The sequence below is a fragment of the Sphingomonas melonis DAPP-PG 224 genome (assembly GCF_000379045.1).
Classification (GTDB): Bacteria; Pseudomonadota; Alphaproteobacteria; order Sphingomonadales; family Sphingomonadaceae; genus Sphingomonas; species Sphingomonas aquatilis.
The window spans coordinates 2242480-2263085 of record NZ_KB900605.1 but is presented as its reverse complement, the minus strand read 5'-3'; the positions used below and the strand labels follow the sequence as shown (position 1 = coordinate 2263085).

General features: G+C 66.4%; 14 protein-coding genes. 2 read left to right on the top strand and 12 right to left on the bottom strand.

Features of this window, described 5'->3' with window-relative positions:
* Positions 1-12 precede the first annotated feature (12 nt).
* On the bottom strand, positions 13-762 hold the full coding sequence (locus SPHME3_RS0111050; RefSeq protein WP_017979099.1) for an electron transfer flavoprotein subunit beta/FixA family protein: 750 nt from the start codon (positions 760-762) through the stop codon (positions 13-15).
* A gap of 193 nt (positions 763-955) precedes the next feature.
* Here SPHME3_RS0111050 and SPHME3_RS0111045 point away from each other — a divergent pair, with 193 nt between their 5' ends.
* Entirely contained in the window at positions 956-1993 is a 1038-nt protein-coding gene (locus SPHME3_RS0111045) for a GlxA family transcriptional regulator (RefSeq protein WP_231372518.1), read from the top strand.
* Between the two features lies 1 nt (position 1994).
* Here SPHME3_RS0111045 and SPHME3_RS0111040 read toward each other — a convergent pair whose 3' ends face one another.
* The 11 genes from SPHME3_RS0111040 to SPHME3_RS0110990 all read right to left on the bottom strand — a co-directional run bounded on the left by SPHME3_RS0111040 (position 1995) and on the right by SPHME3_RS0110990 (position 17080).
* Entirely contained in the window at positions 1995-2960 is a 966-nt protein-coding gene (locus SPHME3_RS0111040; RefSeq protein ID WP_017979101.1) for a LysR family transcriptional regulator, read from the bottom strand.
* A gap of 97 nt (positions 2961-3057) precedes the next feature.
* Positions 3058-3543 (bottom strand): prolyl-tRNA synthetase associated domain-containing protein, encoded by a 486-nt coding sequence (locus SPHME3_RS0111035; protein WP_017979102.1) that lies wholly within the window; start codon positions 3541-3543, stop codon positions 3058-3060.
* Between the two features lie 10 nt (positions 3544-3553).
* Positions 3554-4915, bottom strand: coding sequence for an L-serine ammonia-lyase (locus tag SPHME3_RS0111030; protein WP_017979103.1), 1362 nt, complete (start codon positions 4913-4915; stop codon positions 3554-3556).
* Positions 4916-4918: 3 nt separating this feature from the next.
* Entirely contained in the window at positions 4919-5458 is a 540-nt protein-coding gene (locus SPHME3_RS0111025) for a sarcosine oxidase subunit gamma (protein WP_024310558.1), read from the bottom strand.
* Complete coding sequence (locus SPHME3_RS0111020; RefSeq protein WP_017979105.1) at positions 5451-8432, bottom strand: sarcosine oxidase subunit alpha family protein; 2982 nt, start codon at positions 8430-8432, stop codon at positions 5451-5453. The genes SPHME3_RS0111025 and SPHME3_RS0111020 overlap by 8 nt, the downstream gene beginning before the upstream one ends.
* Positions 8429-8713, bottom strand: coding sequence for a sarcosine oxidase subunit delta (locus SPHME3_RS0111015; protein WP_017979106.1), 285 nt, complete (start codon positions 8711-8713; stop codon positions 8429-8431). Before SPHME3_RS0111015 ends, SPHME3_RS0111020 begins: the two co-directional genes overlap by 4 nt.
* 11 nt (positions 8714-8724) lie before the next feature.
* On the bottom strand, positions 8725-9978 hold the full coding sequence (locus SPHME3_RS0111010; RefSeq protein ID WP_017979107.1) for a sarcosine oxidase subunit beta family protein: 1254 nt from the start codon (positions 9976-9978) through the stop codon (positions 8725-8727).
* Positions 9978-11288: a serine hydroxymethyltransferase gene (gene glyA / locus SPHME3_RS0111005; protein WP_231292083.1), complete on the bottom strand. Its 1311-nt coding sequence runs from the start codon at positions 11286-11288 to the stop codon at positions 9978-9980. Before glyA ends, SPHME3_RS0111010 begins: the two co-directional genes overlap by 1 nt.
* A 300-nt stretch (positions 11289-11588) precedes the next feature.
* Positions 11589-13247: a choline dehydrogenase gene (betA, locus tag SPHME3_RS0111000; protein ID WP_017979109.1), complete on the bottom strand. Its 1659-nt coding sequence runs from the start codon at positions 13245-13247 to the stop codon at positions 11589-11591.
* 10 nt (positions 13248-13257) lie between these two features.
* Positions 13258-15270, bottom strand: a complete 2013-nt coding sequence (betB, locus tag SPHME3_RS0110995; protein ID WP_020486522.1) for a betaine-aldehyde dehydrogenase — start codon at positions 15268-15270, stop codon at positions 13258-13260.
* Positions 15271-15445: 175 nt separating this feature from the next.
* Entirely contained in the window at positions 15446-17080 is a 1635-nt protein-coding gene (locus SPHME3_RS0110990) for an APC family permease (protein WP_231376748.1), read from the bottom strand.
* A gap of 1204 nt (positions 17081-18284) precedes the next feature.
* On the opposite strand from SPHME3_RS0110990, the gene SPHME3_RS0110985 reads away from it, so the two are divergent.
* A complete protein-coding gene (locus SPHME3_RS0110985; protein WP_231372520.1) occupies positions 18285-20564 on the top strand; it encodes a TonB-dependent receptor in 2280 nt (759 codons plus the stop codon).
* Positions 20565-20606: the final 42 nt, after the last annotated feature.

The following is a 20606-nucleotide window of genomic DNA, read 5'->3' as shown; positions in this document are numbered from 1 at the left end:
TCCCGATCGCGATCACAGGACACAGGCCTGGGCCTTCAGCGTGTCGGCCAGCTCGGCGACCGAGGCGACGCGGACACCCGGTCCGCGCATGGCCGGCTCTTCGGTCGACAGGATCGCAAGGCGCGGCGCAACATCGATCCCGAAGTCCGCCAGCGCGCGCTCCTCGAGCGGCTTCTTCTTCGCTTTCATGATGTTGGGCAGCGTCGCATAGCGCGGCTCGTTGAGGCGCAGATCGACCGAGACGACCGCGGGCAGCGCGACATCGATCAGCTGAAGCCCGCCATCGACCTCGCGCGTCACCGTCGCCCGGCCCTCCGCGATCGCGATGTGCGACGCGAACGTCGCCTGCGACCAGCCGAGCAGCGCCGACAGCATCTGGCCGGTCTGATTGGCATCGTCGTCGATCGCCTGCTTGCCGAGCAGGACGAGGCCGGGCTGCTCGTCGTCCACCACCGCCTTCAGCAGCTTCGCCACCGCGAGCGGTTCGGGCATCGCGTCCGCGCGGATCAGGATCGCGCGGTCCGCGCCCACGGCCAAGGCTGTGCGTAATACGTCCTGCGCCGGGGCCGGGCCGATCGACACGACCAGGATCTCGCTCGCGACCCCGGCCTCTTTTAGGCGAACCGCTTCTTCCAACGCGATTTCATCGAACGGATTGATCGACATCTTCACGTTGGCGAGGTCGACCCCCGACCCGTCGCCTTTGACGCGAATCTTGACGTTATGGTCGACCACCCGTTTGACCGGCACCAAGACTTTCATATTGCCGCCCCCCGCCGCGCCGATCAGCGCGGATATGCAAGATTAGCCTTGAACCTCAGTAGGTTTGCGACAAGCTCTGCGGGCCGGGAAAGGATAATTGCGTCAGACCACCACAAACTCTACGACATGGGGTGCAAGATCTCTCGAACTGGGGGCGGGTTGGAGCATGGCGCAATCGGTATTGGACGCGTCCTTGCGCCGTCGGGCGGCGGGCCTGCGTTTGTCGGTGGGCTTCATTCTCGCCCGGCGCTTCACGCTTTGCGCCTTCGCCAATTTCGTCGACGTCCTGCGCCTCGCGGCGGACGAAGGCGATCGCAGCCGGCACATCGCCTGCGATTGGAAGGTAATATCCGACAGTTCCTCGCCGATCCCGTCCAGCTCCGGGATCGCCATCCAGCCCGATGAACACCTCGGCGATCCCGCCCGCTTCGACTATATCGTCGTGGTCGGCGGCCTGATCGACGAAATCGACGGGTTCGGCAGCGAATATACCGCTTATCTGCGCCGCGCGGCGGCGCTGGGGATACCGCTGGTCGGTGTCTGTACCGGTGCCTTCCTGCTCCACAGTGCGGGCCTGCTCGACGGGTATAAATGCTGCGTCAGCTGGTTCCATCATCGCGACTTTCTGGAACAGTTCGACGGGCTCGATCCGGTCTCCGACCGCATCTTCATCGTCGATCGCGATCGGCTGACCTGTTCGGGCGGCGCCAGTTCCGCGCATCTCGCCGCCTATCTGGTCGACCGCCACGTCGGCCGCGCGCAGGCGAGCAAGAGCCTGCACATCATGATCATCGACGAGGCGCTGGGCGGCGAAAAGGCGCAGCCGGGTGCGATGCTCAACTATCGCACCGACGATCCGATCGTCCTGCGCGCGTTGCTGATCACGCAGCAGAGCATCGACATGCCCTTGTCGGTCGCGGGCATCGCCGAACGGATGGGCAAGAGCAAACGGCAGCTCGAACGCCGGTTCAAGACCGCACTCGGCGTCTCGCCGCAGGTCGCGTTCATGGACGTACGGCTGTCGCTGGCGCAGCACATGTTGGAAACCACGGACAAGTCGATCACGGCGATCGCGGTCGAATGCGGCTTCTGCGATTCCTCGCACATGAGCCGCATGTTCCGGCGCCGCTTCGGCCGTTCGCCGCTGGAAGCGCGGGCGTCGCTGGCGGGCGCGCGCCAGACGGCAGCAGCCGCGACGACCGCGGCGCTGCCCCGGGCCGCCGCCGGCTAGGCTATTCGCCCCAGCTCACGCAATCGGCGATCCAAGGCTCTTTGTCGATCAGCTGCGCCAGCTTGCCGGCTTGCAGCAGCGCGGTCGATCGCGTCGCGATCTCCTGCGGCAGGCCACCGAACTCACCCCTGCGCGCGACCAATTGAATGCGGCGGCGGAAGCTCGCCCGCGGCATCGGCGCCACGCGCAGCCCCGGCAACAGCTCCAGCTGGCTCGCCAGGCATAACGGCGTGGTGATGCTCCATCCAACGCCCGCAGCGACGCTGGACACCTGCTGAAACGTCGAATCCACCTCGATCACGTTGGGCATTTGCATCCGCATCCGCGACAACTGCCTCTCAATCCGCTGCCCCATCGCCGACAGTAACGAATAGCGCACGAGCGGGAGATCCGTCAGCGTCTCGATCGGCTCCAGCGGACCCACGTATTCAGCCGGCGCGATGATGACGAAGGCCTCGTCCATGATCGGGAAGTGTTCGACCTCCTCCAGATTTTCGAGCTGGCTCGACCCGGTAATGAGCAAATCGATGCTCCGCGACAGGAACTCGCGCTGCTGCATGAGCGAGATACCCGATCGCATCTGCCAGCGTAGCGCGCGCGGACCGACCGCCTTCAGCAGCGGCGCGGTCAGGTGATTGGCGAGGCTTTCGGCCATTGCGATCGTGATGCAATCGGCCGGCCGGGCGGTTTCGTCGCGCACCTCACGCGCCAGCAGCTTCGCCGCGGCGATCAGCTCACCGCCATCCCGGCGCAGCAGCTTGCCCGCCGGCGTCAGCGCCACCGGGCGCATCGTACGATCGAACAGGCGGGCACCAAGCGCCTGCTCCAGCTTCGAAATGGTCTGGGACACGGCGGACTGCGTCATGCCCAGATGCCGCGCGCTTTGCGTCATCCCCCCGAGTTCGGCGGTGAGGATGAAGACCTCCACCGAATTAAGGTCGAAGCCGGGCGACAGCTTGGTGGACATGATCGGCCCTTTCAGCGTCCCCTATCCGCGATGCGGACGTTCATCGTGATCCGCGCGATCTGGCGCCAGCGTCGTCGATCGCACCGCGCTCGACCGATCAAGGGAGCGCTACGGTGCGCACAGCGTGTCCGCGCGCTTCGAGCCACGTCACGAGCGCGGCGAAGGGCATCGCGACGGTGGCGGTGTTCCGCAACGGATGCACCGCGATCCGGTCGGCCCCGGCGAATGCGGCGTCGAACACCAGCGATACCTCGCCGGGCGTCGTATTCGCGATCGCCAGCGGCGTCACCGAACCGGGCGAGACGCCGAGCACCTGCTCCATTTCGTCCGCCTTGCCGAACGAGAATTTGCCCGCCCCGAGCAACTCCGCAAAGGCTTTCAAATCGGCGCGCCGATCGCTCGGCAGGACGATCAGCCACAGCCGCTTGTGCTTGTCCTTCAGGAACAGGTTCTTCGTATGCGCCGCTGGCAGCGCGTCATGAATCGCGGTGCTTTGGTCGACGGTGTAGACGGGGGGATGTTCAATCGTCTCGGTGGCGATGCCGGCTTTGGCGAATTCGGCGTATAATTCGTCTTCGGTCATGATCCACCATTCAGCATTCGGGGAAATTCACGGCAAGGCCGCCCTGCGACGTTTCCTTGTATTTGGCGTGCATGTCGGTGCCGGTGCGCATCATCGTTTCGATGACCTGATCGAGCGAGACGATATGCTGGCCGTCGCCGCGCAGCGCGAGGGAGGCGGCGTTGATCGCCTTCACGGCGCCGAAGGCGTTGCGTTCGATACAGGGCACCTGGACCAGCCCCGCGATCGGATCGCAGGTCATGCCCAGGTGATGCTCCATCGCGATCTCGGCGGCATTTTCCACCTGCAGATCGGTCGCGCCCATCACGGCGGCGAGCCCCGCCGCGGCCATCGCGCTTGCCGTCCCCACCTCGCCCTGGCAGCCGACCTCGGCGCCCGAGATCGAGGCATTGAGCTTGGTCAGCACGCCGATCGCGCTGGCAGTGAGGAGCATGTCGTGCATCCCGGCACGGTCGGCACCGGGCCAGAAGTCGCGATAATAGCGCAGCACCGCCGGCACGACGCCGGCCGCGCCGTTCGTCGGAGCCGTGACGATACGCCCCCCCGCCGCATTCTCCTCGTTTACCGCGATCGCGAACAGGCTGACATGGTCCATGATGCTGTGCGGCGCCTGCCGATTCCGGAAGCGATCGCCATCCAGCTTCTGCCGCAGCGGGCGGGCGCGGCGCGGCACCTTCAACCGACCCGGCAGGATGCCATCGGTCTGCATCCCCCTGTCGATACAGGTCATCATCACGTCGATGATGCGATCGAGATAGGCGTCGAGCTCCGCCGCCGAGGTGCGCGACAATTCGTTCGCGCGCATCACCTCTGCAATGCTGAGACCATGGCAGCGGCAGATGGCAAGAAGTTCCTCGGCGCGCCGGAAGGGGAATGGTGGCGGCGCCTCGTCCTCTTCCAGCGTCGCGTCGCCGACCCGATCCTCGGGAACGATGAAGCCACCGCCGATCGAACACCAGCGTTCGCTGACCACCACCGCCCCGTCGGCATCGAAGGCGGAGAAACGCAGCGTGTTGGGATGGACAGGCGTCTCGCTGTCGCGGTCGAACACGATGTCGGTTTCGGGATCGAAGGCGATGGCGCGCCCCGCGACGATCAGGCTGCGATCGTTACGCGCCTGCTCCACCACCCGGTCGATCTGCTCCGGCTCGATCGTGTCGGGCAGGAAGCCCGCCAGGCCCAGCACGACCGCCGTATCGGTCGCATGGCCCGTCCCCGTCCAGGCGAGCGAGCCCAGCAGGTCGCAGCGGATGCGGGCGAAGGTCGAGGCCCGCAAGGTGCTGGCGAACGCGTGGGCGGCCCGCATCGGCCCGACGGTGTGCGACGAAGACGGCCCGATGCCGATCCGAAACAGATCCCGTACGCCGAGCATCGCTTACGCCTCGGCCTCGGCGATCCGCAGCAGCCCTTCGACATAGCGGGCGAACGAGCGCCACACCTCGATGTGGAAGCGGTCGGGCGCGCGGCGCCACAGGACGATCTCTGCCTTGTCGTACATCGTGCGGGTACACATGCCGACGGGGAAGCCACGCAGCGACAGGTCCAGCGCGCAGCCGCTCGCCAGCAGCGTCTTCGCATCGACGGCGCCGTCTTTCACCTCGAGCGCGACCTGGCGGTGGCTGACATCGACGAGCGAGCATAGGACATCGCCCAGCCGCGCCTGCAACGAGGCCACCCAATCGTCCGCTGCGTCCGGCGCCAGAAGCAACCACTCGTCCGGCCCGAGCCACAGCGCCGACAGGCCGGCAGCCTCGGCGGAGCGGCAGGCTTCGATGGGCAGCGCGACGCCCAGACGCTCCGCGACCGTGTCGATCATCGTTGCCGGGCAGCGCAAGACGGCGCGACCGGCATGTCCCAACGGGCGGATCGACGCGGTGCTGGCTGAGAAGGGCGTGGCGGGAGACAGGTCAGACATCGATGCGGGTGCCTTCCGGATCGTAGAAGATGGGTGAGACGACCTGCACCGCGATCGGCCCTGCCGGCATCGGGATGTGCAGCGTCTCGCCGAGCCGCGCGCGACCGCCGCGCACCAGCGCCAGCGCGATCGGCGCGTTCACCGCCCCGCTGTAATAGGCCGAGGTGACATGGCCGATCGGTGTCGTGGCGGCGGACGGCGTGACGATCTGTGCGCCCTCCTCCAGCACCGTGCGACCATCGACCGTCTTGAGGCCGACCAGCTGTTTGCGATCGGGCGCGGACATTGCGGGGCGCGCCAGCGACCGCTTTCCGACGAAATCGGGCTTGGCCTTGCCGATCGCCCAGGAGAGGCCAACGTCGTCGGGGGTCACCGTGCCATCGGTTTCCTGGCCGACGATGATGTAGCCCTTTTCGGCGCGCAAAACGTGCATCGTCTCGGTGCCATAGGGGACCATGTCGAACGCCTTGCCCCGCGCCCAGATCGCCTCCCACACCATGCGGCCGTAACCGCTCGGCACGTTCACCTCGAAACCCAGTTCGCCCGTGAAGCTGACCCGCATCAACCGCATCGGCACGCCGCAGATGCGCGCGTCGGCGATGCTCATATGCGGGAAGGCCTCGGCCGAAACGTCCAGCCCCTCGATCAGCGGCGCGATCACCTCACGGGCGCGCGGGCCCTGCACGGCGATGACCGACCATTGTTCGGTGGTGGAGGTGAGCCAGACGTTAAGGTCGGGCCATTCGGTCTGGAGGTAATCCTCCATCATGTTCAGCACGCGCGCCGCGCCGCCCGTCGTGGTCGTGACGTGGAAGCGATCCGCCGCCAGCCGCCCGACCACGCCGTCGTCCATCACGAAGCCGTCCTCGCGCAGCAGCACGCCGTAGCGGCACTTGCCGACGCCCAGCTTGGTCCAGGCGTTGACGAAGAAGCGGTTCATGAACTCGGCCGCGTCCGGGCCGACCACCTCGATCTTGCCTAGCGTCGAGGCGTCGAAGATGCCGACACCCTGCCGGACGGCGACGCATTCGCGGTTCACCGCCGCGTGCATGTCCTCAGCCCCGCGCGGGAAGTAGTGCGCGCGCCGCCAGTTGCCGACATCCTCGAACGCGGCGCCATGTTCCTTCGCCCAGTCGTTGATCGCGGTGATCCGCGCCGGGTCGAACAGATCGCCGCGCGCATGACCCGCCAGCGTGCCGAACGTCACTGGCGTATAGGGCGAGCGGAAGGTCGTCAGCCCGATCTCCGGGATCGACCGGCCCGTCGCTTCCGACACGATGCCCAGCGCGTTGATGTTGGACAGCTTGCCCTGGTCGGTCGCCATGCCGGTGGTGGTGTAGCGTTTGACATGCTCGATCGACAGGAACCCCTCGCGCGTGGCGAGCATGATGTCCTTGGCGGTCACGTCATTCTGCCAGTCGACGAACGCCTTGGCCTTGGTCAGGTCGCTCGTCGTCGGCGCGGCGCCCATATAACCGCCAACACCCTGAGCGTGGCGGACGGACACGGCGGGCATTGATGCCGGTGCGGACGGGGCGAAGCCTGCGGCCGACGCCGCGTCGCGTCCGGCGTCGATTCCGTCGGCGATCGCCTCCGCCAGCGCGAAGCGGCCGCGGCACGCGCCCGCCGATCGCTCCGCCTCGGCGGACACGGACGGGAGATAGGCCTGGAGCGCCTCATCCCAGGCGAGCTTGCCGCGCGACTGTGAGAAGAGGTGGACGCTGGGGGTGAAGCCGCCCGACATCAGCACCGCATCGCAGGGGTAACGGCGCGTCGCCCCATCGGCGGTGATGGTAATCGACGAGACGCGCAGCCCGCCGGTCGTCCCGTCGATCTTCGCATCGGTGACGACCGGCAGGCCCGCCAGCCGCGCCGCCTCCGACACGGCGGAGTGCGGGCGGATATCGGCGACCGCCGCGATCGTGACGCCCGCCGCCGCCATTTCCTGCGCGACGCGATAGGCATTGTCATGGGCGCCGACGATCACGATCATCCGCCCCACCGCGACGCCATATTGCTGCAGATAGGTGCGCGCCGCATCCGCCAGCATGATGCCCGGCCGGTCGTTGTCGGGGAACACCAGCGGCCGCTCGATCGCGCCGGTCGCGAGCACCACCTGCGCCGCGCGCACCTGCCACAACCGCTCACGCGGGCGGCCGGGCGCCGGCGACGCGAGGTGATCGGTCAGCTTTTCGGTCAGGCCGATCCAATTGTGCGGATAATAGCCGAAGGCGATCGTGCGGGGCAGCAACGTCACGTTGGGCAGCGCGGCGAGCGCCGCCAGTGCGTCGTCCAACCAAGCGGCCGCCGGCTGACCCGTGATGTCGGTATCGACCGCCGCCAGCAGCGACCCGCCGAGCCGCGCGCGATCGTCGCACAGGATCACCCGCGCGCCTGTCTCCGCCGCCTCGCGCGCCGCGACGATGCCGGCGGGGCCGCCGCCGATCACCAGGACGTCGCAATGGGCATAGCGCTGCGTATAGTGATCGGGGTCGGGATCCGACGGCGCGACGCCCAGCCCCGCCGCCTCGCGGATGCGGGGTTCGTACAGCCGGTCCCACGCCTTTTTCGGCCACATGAACGTCTTGTAGTAGAAGCCCGCCGGGATGAAGCGGCTGAGCAGCTTGTCGTTGACCGCCATGCGGTCGTTTTCCAGGCTGGGGTGCCGGTTCTGGCTGACCGCATCGAGCCCGTCATACAGTTCCACCTGCGTCGCCAGCAGGTTGGGCGCGTAGCGCGCACGGTCGCGCCGAATGCCGACCAGCGCATTGGGCTCGTCCGCGCCTGCGCCCAGAACGCCGCGCGGGCGGTGGTATTTGAACGATCGGCCGACCAGATGCACGCCGTTCGCGAGCAACGCGGAGGCGAGCGTATCCCCCTCCCGCCCCGCATAGCGCTTGCCGTCGAAGGTAAAGTGGATCGTCGTGTCGCGGATCACGGTGCCGCGCGCGATCCGGTGATCGGCGGTCTTCATGCGTAATCCACCTCCGGGGCCTGTTCGCCGACCTTGTACGTCGCCAGGAAAACGTCGCTGCGCGTGTCGCGGATGGCGTTGAAGAAGCGCCCGCACCCATGCAGGTGCCGCCACCGTTCGGCGTGCGCGCCCTTCGGATTGGAGCGCGTATAGAGATACGTCGTCCAATCCTCGTCATTCAGATCGGCCGGGCGCACCGGGCGGTCGATATGCGCCTCACCGGCGTAGCTGAACTCCAGCTCGGGCCGCTGGCCGCAATAGGGACAGGTGATGAGCAGCATCGGTGCGCCTCTCAGTGGGCGACGGCGGCGGCCGCCGCCTCGTCGATCATATAGCCGTCGCGGAAGCGCTCGATCGTATAGGGCGCGTTGATGGCATGCGGCGCGTCGTTGGCGATCGTGTGGGCGAGCAGATGCGCCGCGCCCGGCGTCGCCTTGAACCCGCCGGTGCCCCAGCCGCAGTTGACGTACAGGCCCTGGACCGGCGTCTTGGCGATGATCGGCGAGCGATCGGGCGTCACGTCGACGATCCCGCCCCAGCTGCGCAGCATCCGCATCCGGCGGAATTGCGGGAACAGCTCGCAGATCGCCTCCAGCGTGTGCGTCGCGATGTGCAGGCCGCCGCGCTGGGTGTAGCTGGTATAGGCGTCGGTGCCCGCGCCGATCACCAGTTCGCCCTTGTCCGACTGGCTCATATAGGCGTGGATGGTGTTCGACATGACGACGCAGGGGAAGATCGGCTTCACCGGCTCCGACACCAACGCCTGAAGCGGATAGCTTTCCAGCGGCAGGCGGACGCCCGCCATGCCCAGCACGACACTGGTATGCCCGGCCGCCGAGACGCCGATCCGCTTGGAGCCGATGAAGCCCCGCGTCGTCTCCACGCCCGATACCGCTCCGCTTGCATCGCGGCGGATGCCGGTGACTTCGCAATTCTCGATGATGTCGACGCCCAGCGCGTCGGCGGCGCGGGCATAGCCCCAGGCGACCGCGTCGTGCCGCGCCGTGCCGCCGCGCCGCTGCAACGCCGCGCCCAGCACTGGATAGCGCATGTTGGGTTCGATATTGAGCGGCGGGCAGAAGGCCTTGGCCTCTTCGGGCGTCAGCCATTCATTGTCGACGCCGTTGATCCGGTTGGCGTGGACGTGGCGCTTGAACACCTGCACGTCATGGATGTTGTGCGCCAGCATCATCACGCCGCGCTGCGAGAACATGACGTTGTAGTTGAGCTCCTGGCTCAACCCCTCCCACATCTTCAGCGCATGGTCGTAGAGCGCGGCGCTCTCGTCGAAGAGATAGTTGGAGCGGATGATCGTCGTGTTGCGGCCGGTATTGCCGCCACCGATCCAGCCCTTCTCGACCACCGCGACGTTGCGCATCCCGAACTGGCTGGCGAGATAATAGGCCGCGCCCAGCCCGTGCCCGCCGCCGCCGACGATGATCGCGTCGTAGGAGGGTTTGGGCGCAGCATTGCGCCACTGGGGCTTCCACCCCTTGTGCCCGCCAAGTCCCTGCCGGAACAGCGAGAATGCGGAGAAGCGCTGCATCAGCCGCGCGCCGTGTCGTAGATCGGATAGCGATCGCACAGGGCGATCACATCGCCCCGCACCGCGTCGATCAGTGCCTGCGGCACCTCCCCCTCCGACGCGGCGTCGAGGATGCGGTTGATGAGGCGCCCCACCTGCTGGATGGCGGCGACGTCGAACCCGCGGCTGGTCAGGGCGCCGCTCCCCAGGCGAATGCCGGATGTCACGGCGGGTTTCTCCGGATCGAACGGGATGCCGTTCTTGTTGCAGGTGATGCCGGCCTCATCGAGGACCAGCTCGGCGCGCTTGCCGGTCAGCCCCTTGGGGCGCAGGTCGACGAGGACGATGTGCGTGTCGGTGCCGCCCGAGACGATCGAATAGCCGTTGGCGGACAGCACCGCGGCCAGCGCCTGGGCATTCTCCACCACGCGGCGCGCATAGTCCCTGAAGGACGGGCGCAACGCCTCGCCGAACGCGACCGCCTTGGCGGCGATGACATGTTCCAGCGGGCCGCCCTGGATGCCGGGGAAAATGGCCGAGTTGAACTTCTTGGCCAGGGCCTCGTCATTGGTCAGGATCATGCCGCCGCGCGGCCCCCGCAGCGTCTTGTGCGTCGTGGTGGTGACGACATGCGCATGGTCGAGCGGATTGGGATGCACGCCGCCCGCGACCAGCCCGGCGAAATGCGCCATGTCGACCATCAGCAGCGCGTCGACCGAATCCGCGATCTCGCGGAACCGGGCAAAGTCGATCTGGCGGGGATAGGCCGATCCGCCCGCGATGATCAGCTTCGGGTGATAGTCGCGGGCCAGCTCGGCGACCGCGTCATAGTCGATCCGCTGATCCTCCTCGCGCACGCCATAGGGGATGGCGTTCAGCCACTTGCCCGAAAAGGTCGGCGCCGCGCCGTGCGTCAGGTGGCCGCCATGCGCCAGGCTCATGCCCATCAGCGTCTCGCCGGGCTTCATCAACGCGAACTGCACCGCCATATTGGCCTGCGCGCCCGAATGCGGCTGGACGTTGGCGAACTTGGCGCCGAAGAGCCGACACGCGCGATCGATCGCGAGCTGCTCGGTGACGTCGACATGCTCGCAGCCGCCATAATAGCGGCGACCCGGATACCCTTCCGCATATTTGTTGGTCAGCACCGAGCCCTGCGCCTGCAACACGGCGGTGGAGACGATATTTTCCGACGCGATCAGTTCCAGCTTGTCGCGCTGCCGCCCGAGTTCGGCATTGATGGCCGCATCGACTTCGGGATCCGCCTCGCGCAACGCACCGCCGAAAAACGCCGCTGTCGCGAAGGCCGGATCGGCGTCACCGCTGCGCATGCTCATCTCCGCCATGATGGCTCCCCCGTCATCGTCGAGCGCAGGATGAGGGCTCGCCGCCCGCGCCGCCGGGACAAGCGCGTCGCGCACCACGCAGATTTGCGACACCGTCCATCGGGGGGCCAAGTGACGAGGGACACGCGCAAAACATCAGGCGCAGACCTGCGCCTGCGCCTGATGTGTGGTGTTGTCGGTGATGCTGTTGCGGCGAGCGCGCCCGCGCGAAATATGGATCAGCGATCCCGTACGATCCTGACGCCGGGTTGCGACAGGGCCCGTTTCACGCGGTTTGGCTTATGCCTAGCGCTGCCGCGCTTCCCACCCCTTGGAGCGGTAATATTCCGCATTCGAGGCGGACAGCGTCGGGCGACCCAGGATGTGATCGGCCGCCTTCTCGCCGATCATGATCGTCGGCGCGTTGAGGTTCCCGGTCGTGATCGACGGCATCACCGAGGAATCGACGACGCGCAGGCCCTCGATGCCATGCACCCGCAGCATGGGATCGACCACCGCCATCGGGTTCGACGCCTCGCCCATCGCGCAGGAGCAGGACGGATGATAGGCGCTTTCGACGTGCGTGCGGACGAAGGCGTCGATCGCCGCGTCGTCGGTGACGTCCGTTCCGGGCTGGATCTCGCGCCCGGCGTAGGGCGCCATCGCCGGCTGGGCGAAGATCTCGCGCGTCAGGCGCACGCATGCGCGCATCTCGGTCCAATCGTCCGGATGGCTCATATAGTTGAAGCGGATCGACGGCTTGTCCGCCGGATCGGCGCTGCGCAGGCGGACATGGCCGCGGCTCTTCGATCGCATCGGCCCGACATGCGCCTGGAAGCCGTGGCCGGTCGCGAGCGCCGATCCGTCGTAGCTGACCGCCAGCGGCAGGAAGTGATATTGGATGTCCGGATAGGCGACCCCGGCACGGCTGCGGATGAAGCCGCAGCTTTCGAAATGGTTGGTCGCGCCCAATCCGCTTTTCCCGAACAGCCAGCGCGCGCCGATCAGCGCTTTTCGCAGCGGATTCATCGCCGGATAGAGGGTGATCGGTTGCTTGGATTCGATCTGGAAATAGAATTCCAGATGGTCCTGCAAATTCTCGCCCACGCCGGGAAGATGATGGACCGGCGTAATGCCATGCGCGCGCAATTCGTCGGCCGGGCCGATCCCCGACAGCTTCAGCAATTGCGGCGAATTGATCGGCCCGCCTGCCAGGATCACCTCGCGCCGGGCGTGGACGACCGTCTCCAAGCCGTTGCGGCGATAGACGATCCCCGTCGCCCGCCGCCCGTCGAGGACGATGCGGCTGGCCAGCGCATGGGGCACCACGGTCAGGTTCGGGCGGCGCATCGCCGGTTTGAGATACGCGCTGGCGGCGCTCCAGCGGCGTCCGCGATGGACGGTCATGTCCATCCGGCCGAAGCCTTCCTGCTGGTAACCGTTGATGTCCGCCGTTTCGGGATAGCCCGCTTCGCGCGCGGCATCGATGAAGGCGCGATACAGCGGATTGGCCAATTGGCCATATTGCGTGTGGAGCGGCCCGGCGTCGCCGCGCCAGGCGTCCCCGCCTTCCTGCCGCGTTTCCGCGCGCCGGAAATAGGGCAGCACATGGCGATAGCCCCAGCCGGTCGCCCCTTCCCCTTCCCACCGATCGAAATCGGCGGGATTGCCGCGCACATAGACCATGCCATTGATCGAAGACGAACCGCCGATCACCTTGCCGCGCGGCGTGTGCAGCCGTCGACCGCCCAGATGCGGCTCCGGCTCCGTCTCATATTGCCAATTGTAGCGCGCCATGTTCATCGGGATCGACAGCGCGCTGGGCATCTGGATGAAGACCGATCGATCGGACCCGCCCTGTTCGAGCACCAGCACGCTATGCCGTCCGTCCTCGGTCAATCGGGCGGCGAGCACGCACCCCGCCGATCCGGCGCCGACGATGATGTAATCGAAGCTGTCGGTCATCAGCGCTACCTCAATAGGGGCAGTCGATGTCGGCCATCGCGACATAGACGCTCTTCAGACGGGTATAATGTTCGATGGCGGCCAGCCCGTTCTCACGCCCGAGGCCAGAGGCCTTGTAGCCGCCGAACGGCAGCTCGATCGGGGTGACGTTGTACTGGTTGATCCAGCACGTCCCGGCCTCCAGCCGCGCGATCACGCGATGCGCCCGCGTGATGTCGGCGGTGAAGACGCCCGCGGCGAGCCCGAATTCGGTCGCATTGGCGCGGGCGACGACATCGTCCTCATCGTCGAACGGCAGCACCGTCATCACCGGGCCGAACACCTCGTCGCGCACGATCGAGGCGCGGTCGTCCTGCGCGACGAAGATCGTCGGCGCGACGAACCAGCCGCGCGCCAGATCGCCATCGGTCAGCCGCTTGCCGCCCGCCAGCAGCCGCACGCCCTCGCGCCGCGCGCGCTCGATATGGCCGAGCACGATGTTCATCTGCGTCTCGGACACCAGTGGCCCGATCTGCGTGGCGGGATCGAGCGGATCGCCGACGACGAGGCGCGCGGTGCGCGCCGCGAGCCGCTCCAGAAAGTCGTTCAGCATCGATCGATGGACGAACACGCGGGTGCCGTTCGAACAGACCTGACCGGTGGAATAGAAGTTGGCGAGCATCGCGCCGGACACCGCATTGTCGAGCGCGGCATCCTCGAACACGATCAGCGGCGACTTGCCGCCCAGTTCCAGCGTCACCGCCTTCAACCCCGGCGCGGCCGCCGCCATCACCGCCCGCCCCGTCGGCACCGATCCGGTCAGCGAGACCTTGGCGATATCCTTGTGGGTGACGAGCGCGCGGCCGAGCGGACCATAGCCCTGCACGACCTGGAATATGCCATCCGGCAGCCCCGCGTCGCGAAACACCGACTCGAGCGCCGCCGCGGTCAAAGGTGTCTGCTCGGCCGGCTTGAAGATCATCGCATTGCCGCACGCCAGCGCGGGCGCCGCCTTCCAGCAGGCGATCTGCAACGGATAGTTCCACGCGCCGATGCCGGCGACGACGCCCAGCGGCTCGCGCCGCGTATAGCCGTACGCTTCCGCACCCAGATCCAGATGCTGCCCCGCCACCGTGGCGGCGACGCCGGCATAATATTCCAGGCAATCGGCACCCGACAGGACGTCGACCGCCTCCGTCTCCTGCACGGGCTTGCCGGTGTTGAGCGTTTCGATCCGCGCCAGTTCGACGTTGCGCTCGCGTAGAATGTCGGCGGCACGGCGCAGGATGCGGCCGCGGTCGCGCGGCGCCAGCGCCGCCCATGCCGGCTGTGCGGCGCGGGCGCGGGCGATGGCAGCGTCCAGCGCAGGCGTGTCCGTCACCGCGATGCGCGCCAGCGCCTCTCCCGTCGCGGGATTGCATGGTATGATTTCGCGGCGCGGCGGCGCGGCAGCCGGCATGGCGGCGAGACGGCTGTCGACGAACGATCCCAGCAGATGACGCGCGCTATCGCCGTCGATCTCGCTCCATCCCGACAGCGCGCCGCGCAGCCATACGCCATCGATCATCGCCGCGATCGTCGCCGCGAGCGCGGGCGCCTCCTCGGCCGGCACCAGCGCGCGGAGCGGATGGCGCAGGTTGGACAGCATGCGACGCTGATAGACGTGCTGGATGCGGAACAGGCGCGGCTGGTGCCGGACGTGTCCCCAAAAGGCCAGCCAGACCTTGCTGGTCGTGCCGTCGAGTTCCTCGGGCGCCAGGTTCGTGTCGATCACTGCCTGCAAACGTTCGCGCGGCCCCTCCGCCTGCGCGAGACGCAAGCGCAGCCGTGCGCCGAGGCGCGACAGCAACAGGCGGAACGCCGCCTCCAGCAGCCCTTCCTTGTCGCCGAAATAATGCGCCACCAATCCCGGCGACACGCCCGCGCGCCCCGCGATCTGGATCAGCGTCGTGCCGACGAACCCCACTTCGGACAGGCTGTCGATCGTCATTTCGACAAGCTGTCTGGCGCGGCCATCGTCAGCGATCGGCGAGGAACGGGGCATAAGCAACAGGTCCTGATCAGGCGTTCAATGTTGGGGCGGCGTAGCCACAAGCGTGCTGCGATTCGAAGAAGACGCCGCCATCTACAGTGTGAGCCTGCGTTGAACGGTCAGTCAATGCCTGTATCGTGACTTGGCATCTATCTGGGCGCTGACGCAGCGGCATGGGACAGCCACGTCACCCCGGCAGCACGGAGAGGTGGTGCGACACCCCAATCACCACCGCGGCAAGCGCCAGCGCGGCGAAGGGCAGGATGCCGGCGCGCGGCGGATCGGGCAGCCGCGCCTCCTCAGGTTGCGCGGCGGCGGGAAACCGGCCGCCGTCCTGAATGTAGTGCCGGAAGACGAACACCGGCAGGATCAGGGCTGCGGCGATGAGGCCGTTGCGCAAGGTGCCGGGGCCCCACACCTCCGCCCCCGCGCCGAGCAGCACCAGATTGACGAAGCCCAAGGCGGCTCCCACGCCGAGCAGCCAGGTCGGCGCTCGGAACGGGCGCGGCCAGTGCGGCCGGTCGATGCGGTGGATCCAGCCCGCCTGCAGGTTCAGGAAGATGAAGATCATGTAGCAGACGTTGGAGAGCATCAGGACCATGAAATAGTCCGACATCATCAGCAGGATCAGGTTGAACGCCAGATCGGTCCACATCGCCGCGGTCGGCGCGCCGTGGCGATTGACCCGCGACAGATACCGCGGCAGCCAGCCATCGACCGACGCCTGATACAGCGTGCGCGACGATCCCATCATCGATGACATGACGATCAGCAGCAGCGCCAGAATGAACATCGCAATGAACAGGTTGGTGACGATCACCCCGCCCTTGACGATGCTCGCCAGCGCCAGCGCCACGCCCGTGCCGTCATAGATGGCGGGGTTCGTCATGCCGCTGAGCCCCAGCGAGGCCTGAAATGCCAAGGGAACGAGCGTGAAGACCGCCAGGCACAGCAACCCTGCCGAGATGATCGCCTTATAGGTATCGCGGGCGGGGTCCTTGAACTCGCGCACGTAGCAGACCGCGCCTTCGAAGCCGTAGGTCGACCAGCCGGCCCCGAACAGACCCGCCGCCAGCAACGTCAGCCCGGCGGCATTCCAGCTGCCGAAGCCGATATGACCCGCCGCATCGCGCACGATCGGGAGCAGGGGAAACAGATGGTCGGACGGCAGGTCGCCCGTGACGATCGGCACCAGCCCGACCAGCAGCAGCGGGCAGAGGCAGACGAGCGCCAGCACCTTTTGCGTGCCGGCCGCGCGCGCCGCGCCCTGATGCTGCAACAGGAAGGTCATGAGCAGGAACCCGGCGGCGATGAACGCGACCGCATTGATCCGCAGCGTCAGCCCGGGTTTGACGGCGCTCAGATCGAGCAGCGTGAGATGCCACGTATTGATCGCCGCATCCGCCGGGAACAGGCTGGTCAGGACGTAACCGGCGGCCAGCCCCGTGCCCAGCGCCAGGACCGGAGACCAGGCGAGCCAATTGCACCAGACGGACACGGGCGCGACGAACTTGCTGTATTTGATCCAGGCCGCCGCGCCATACACCGAGGCGCCGCCGGACTTGTCGGGATACAGGCCCGCGATTTCGGCATAGACGAAGCATTGCAGGAAGCCGATCAGCACCGAGACGATCCAGACCGCCCAGGACGCCTGCCCGACCACGGTGGAAACGCCGCCCATCGTCAGCAGCACCCCGGCCGGAACACCGCTGATCGCCCAGAACGCCCCCCGCCAATCCAGCGCACGCAGCAGCGTGGGGCGCGACGCAGCGCCTGTGGCATGCCGGGCAGCGAGCCTGCCGTCGTACGGTTCCGCGATCATCACCTCGTCCGCCATTCCGCCGCCCCCTTTTGATTTTGTATGGACCAGAGTCATGCGACCGGCGCGTCACGCGCCGACGGCACCTCTCTGCCACCCGAAAGACATCATCCGTCACCGCCCATGTGTGCGAGATTGCCGGTCCACGACCGGACGCGGGAGCGCCGGCGGACCGAGCCGAGATGGCTCCGCCCGTCGATCGTGCGCGACGTCTCGGTGTCCGGCGCGCTGCCGGCTATGGACTGATGACTGGTCCGCCCGAATCGTCGCAGGCGGCACGCAACGGCATTTCGCATTCCGCACCTGCTCCCATGAAGGTCCAGTACGGCCGGATTCGGCGTTCAAATCTTCGCCGGTGACGAAATTATTGCAAGATGCCTTGTCCGATTGAACGCTCAATCAGCAGCATGCATGATAAGCATAAGAGCGCGTTATACCGGATGTAACAGCCGATGATCGGCGTGCGTACCGCCGAGGGCTCTCCATGGGGCCGAGGACACATTTTTTCATATTAATTGATCGATTATTCAATGGTTAAACACTGGAGCGTCCCAGCGGCGCGGGATATGCCGCGACACCACACCGCGGACCGCGGACGGTCGATCATGCCGTCGCCCTAGCTGCGAGACGCAAACCTTTAAGAACACAGCGAATTATCGTGATCGCGAGGGAAGAGAGTGAGGCCATCGACCGTCGCGGCATCCCATCAAGATGCCAGGTAACGCACGACGATGCGACGCCGCGCTCGAACGTCAGGGAACCGTGACGCATAGGCCCAGCCTTCGGCGGAGGGCAACAAAAGTCCTGATTTATCAAATACAAATCACTTAAAGACCCTGTATATACCAGCATATTCAAAGCTCGTTTTTCAGTTTTACTAAGCAATTTTTATTTTCTCGGTCCTCACTTCAGTAACATTCCTCCTATATCAGCATTGCAGCGACGACTGACTGCGTGACCCCCGCCGTCCGCGTCGCATCTATACTGCATTACTGTCGAATCCATTCAATCCGTTCCATCGCATCGTCGCAGGATAGTCGTCGATAAAGATCGGGGAGAGGCGGACTATCGACGTGCCGGTGTCACGATTGACCTTTCCCCAGTCGTGATGCCCGCCACACCAAAAGGGGGTCATTCCATGCATCGCGAACACCGTTCGGGCGATCTTCGCCGCCTGTTGCTGTCTACGGTTACGACATGTGCCGTCTTGGCATGGTCCCCGATCGCTGCCGCGCAGGACAAGGAACACTCCGAGGAACACTCCAAGGATCAGGCCAAAGACTCGGACGACATCGTCGTCACGGCCCAACGGCGTGAACAAAAACTTCAGGATGTCGGTATCGCCGTATCGGTGATGACGGCGGATTCGCTGCGCGACATGAACGTGCAGACCGCGACGGATCTGACACGCGCCGTCCCGGAATTGAAGATGAACGCCTATTCCAGCTCGCAGGTGGTGTTCAACATTCGCGGTGTGTCGCAGAACGATTATGGCGACCAGCAGGAGCCGCCCGTCGCCGTCTATCAGGACGACAGCTATTCCAGCTCGATCAACCTCGCCAGCTTCCCGACCTTCGACCTCGCACGGGTCGAGGTGCTGCGTGGGCCGCAGGGGACGCTGTTCGGCCGCAACGCAACGGGCGGCGCGGTGCAGTTCATCTCCAACCAGCCGACCCGCGAGCTGGACGGCTACGGCTCCGTCACGGTCGGAAGCTATGGGCAGATCATCACCGAGGGCGCCGTGTCGGGGCCGCTGACCGACAATCTCCAGGTCCGCGTCGCGGGCACCCGCAACCGGGACAAGGGGTACATCCGCAATATCAACCCGGGCGCGCCTGCCCGCGGCGCCAACAATCACTGGGCCTTGCGCGGCATCGTGGCATGGCAACCCAATGCCGATATCGAGTCGACGCTGACGCTGCGCTACATGCGCGCCGACAAGGAACGGCAGGCCGGTCTGTATTCGCTGGTCGCGAGCTGTCCCAATGCCCGACTGCAAGGCGAGGTGCTGGCCCCCGATCGCAGCTGCGCCTTTTGGGGGACCGGCCCGGGCGAAACGGGCGCGGGCTATCGCAACGACGCGATCAATCCCGCACGCGGCGGCGATCCGTACAAGACGGCCGCGACCGATCCGAGCTATGTCGATCGCAAGGTCTTCGGTGCGGACCTGAAGATCCAGGCACGCGTGTCGGATGCGGTGACGCTGGTCACGATCACCGATTACCAGCACGGCGACAAATTCTACACCGAAGACGGCGATTCCTCGCCCGCCAGTGGCGTGTACTTCACGCAAGGATCGCGGATCGACCAATGGTCGCAGGAAGTCCGCCTGCAGGCGGATCTGGGCGCCAATCAGCTGACCGCCGGCGCCTTCGCCATGTCGATCGACGGCAATTATACCGGCAAATACGCCTCGCTCTTCTACGGCTACGACCCCACCGTCGCCTTTTCGCAGAACACGCGGTCCTACGCCTTCTTCGTGCAGAACGAATGGAAGGTTGCCGATCGCGTGACGCTGGTCGGTGGCCTGCGCTATTGGAACGATCGCAAGACCGGCCGCTATTTCGGGTCGGAGCCCAGCACCGGCGTGTCGATCATCTTCAACCCGCGCCAGGTCGCTTATGGCTCGTTCGGCGTGATTCAACCGCGGACCGGCATCACCGCGACGCCGGCCGATGCCACCCCCGTGTTTGACGGGGTCACGGCGCGTGCGCTGATCAACTACAAGCCGACCGACCACGTGCTGCTGTATGCGAGCTATAACCGCGGGTCGAAGAGCGGTGGCTTCACCTTCTCGACGGGCACGCCCTTCCCCGGATCGGAGGCGGCGGCGCTGAACGGCATCAACTATCGGCCAGAAACGCTCAACGCCTGGGAAGTCGGCGCCAAGACGCGGCTTGCACCGGGCACGACGCTGAACCTGTCGGCCTTCTACTACGATTATCAGAATTACCAGGCCTTCGCCCAATATTCGACCGTGCAGACGGTCGTGAACCTGCCCGCAAAATCGGCGGGGCTGGAGGTCGAGTTCGCGACGCGCCCGATCCGGGGCCTGACGCTACAGGCCAATGCGTCGTTCCTCGACACGAAGGTCCGCAACGTCGAGCTGCCCGATCTGGTCACCGTGGAAGACCACCGCCTGCCGCAGGCGCCGAGCTTTTCGGGCAACCTCTTGGCCCGCTACGAATTCGCGGTCGCGGGTGGCACCGCCTCGCTGCAGGCGGATGCGCAGCATTCGAGCAGCTTCTGCTTCACGGTGCTGTGCGCGCCGGTCGAGCGGGAGCGAGCCTATACGGTCGCCAATGCGCGGATCGGCTTTGCCGGCCCGGCGGACCGCTGGGACATCGCCCTGTTCGTCAACAACCTGTTTGCCGAGCGCTATCGCGTCTACGGCTATGACAATACGCTGTTCGACGGGACGGTTGCCGGCGTCTACGCCAAGCCCCGCACGTGGGGGCTGACCGGGACGGTGCATTTCGGCGCCTGATGACCGGTGGCGCCGCGCGGGACGCGATGGGATCGCATCCGC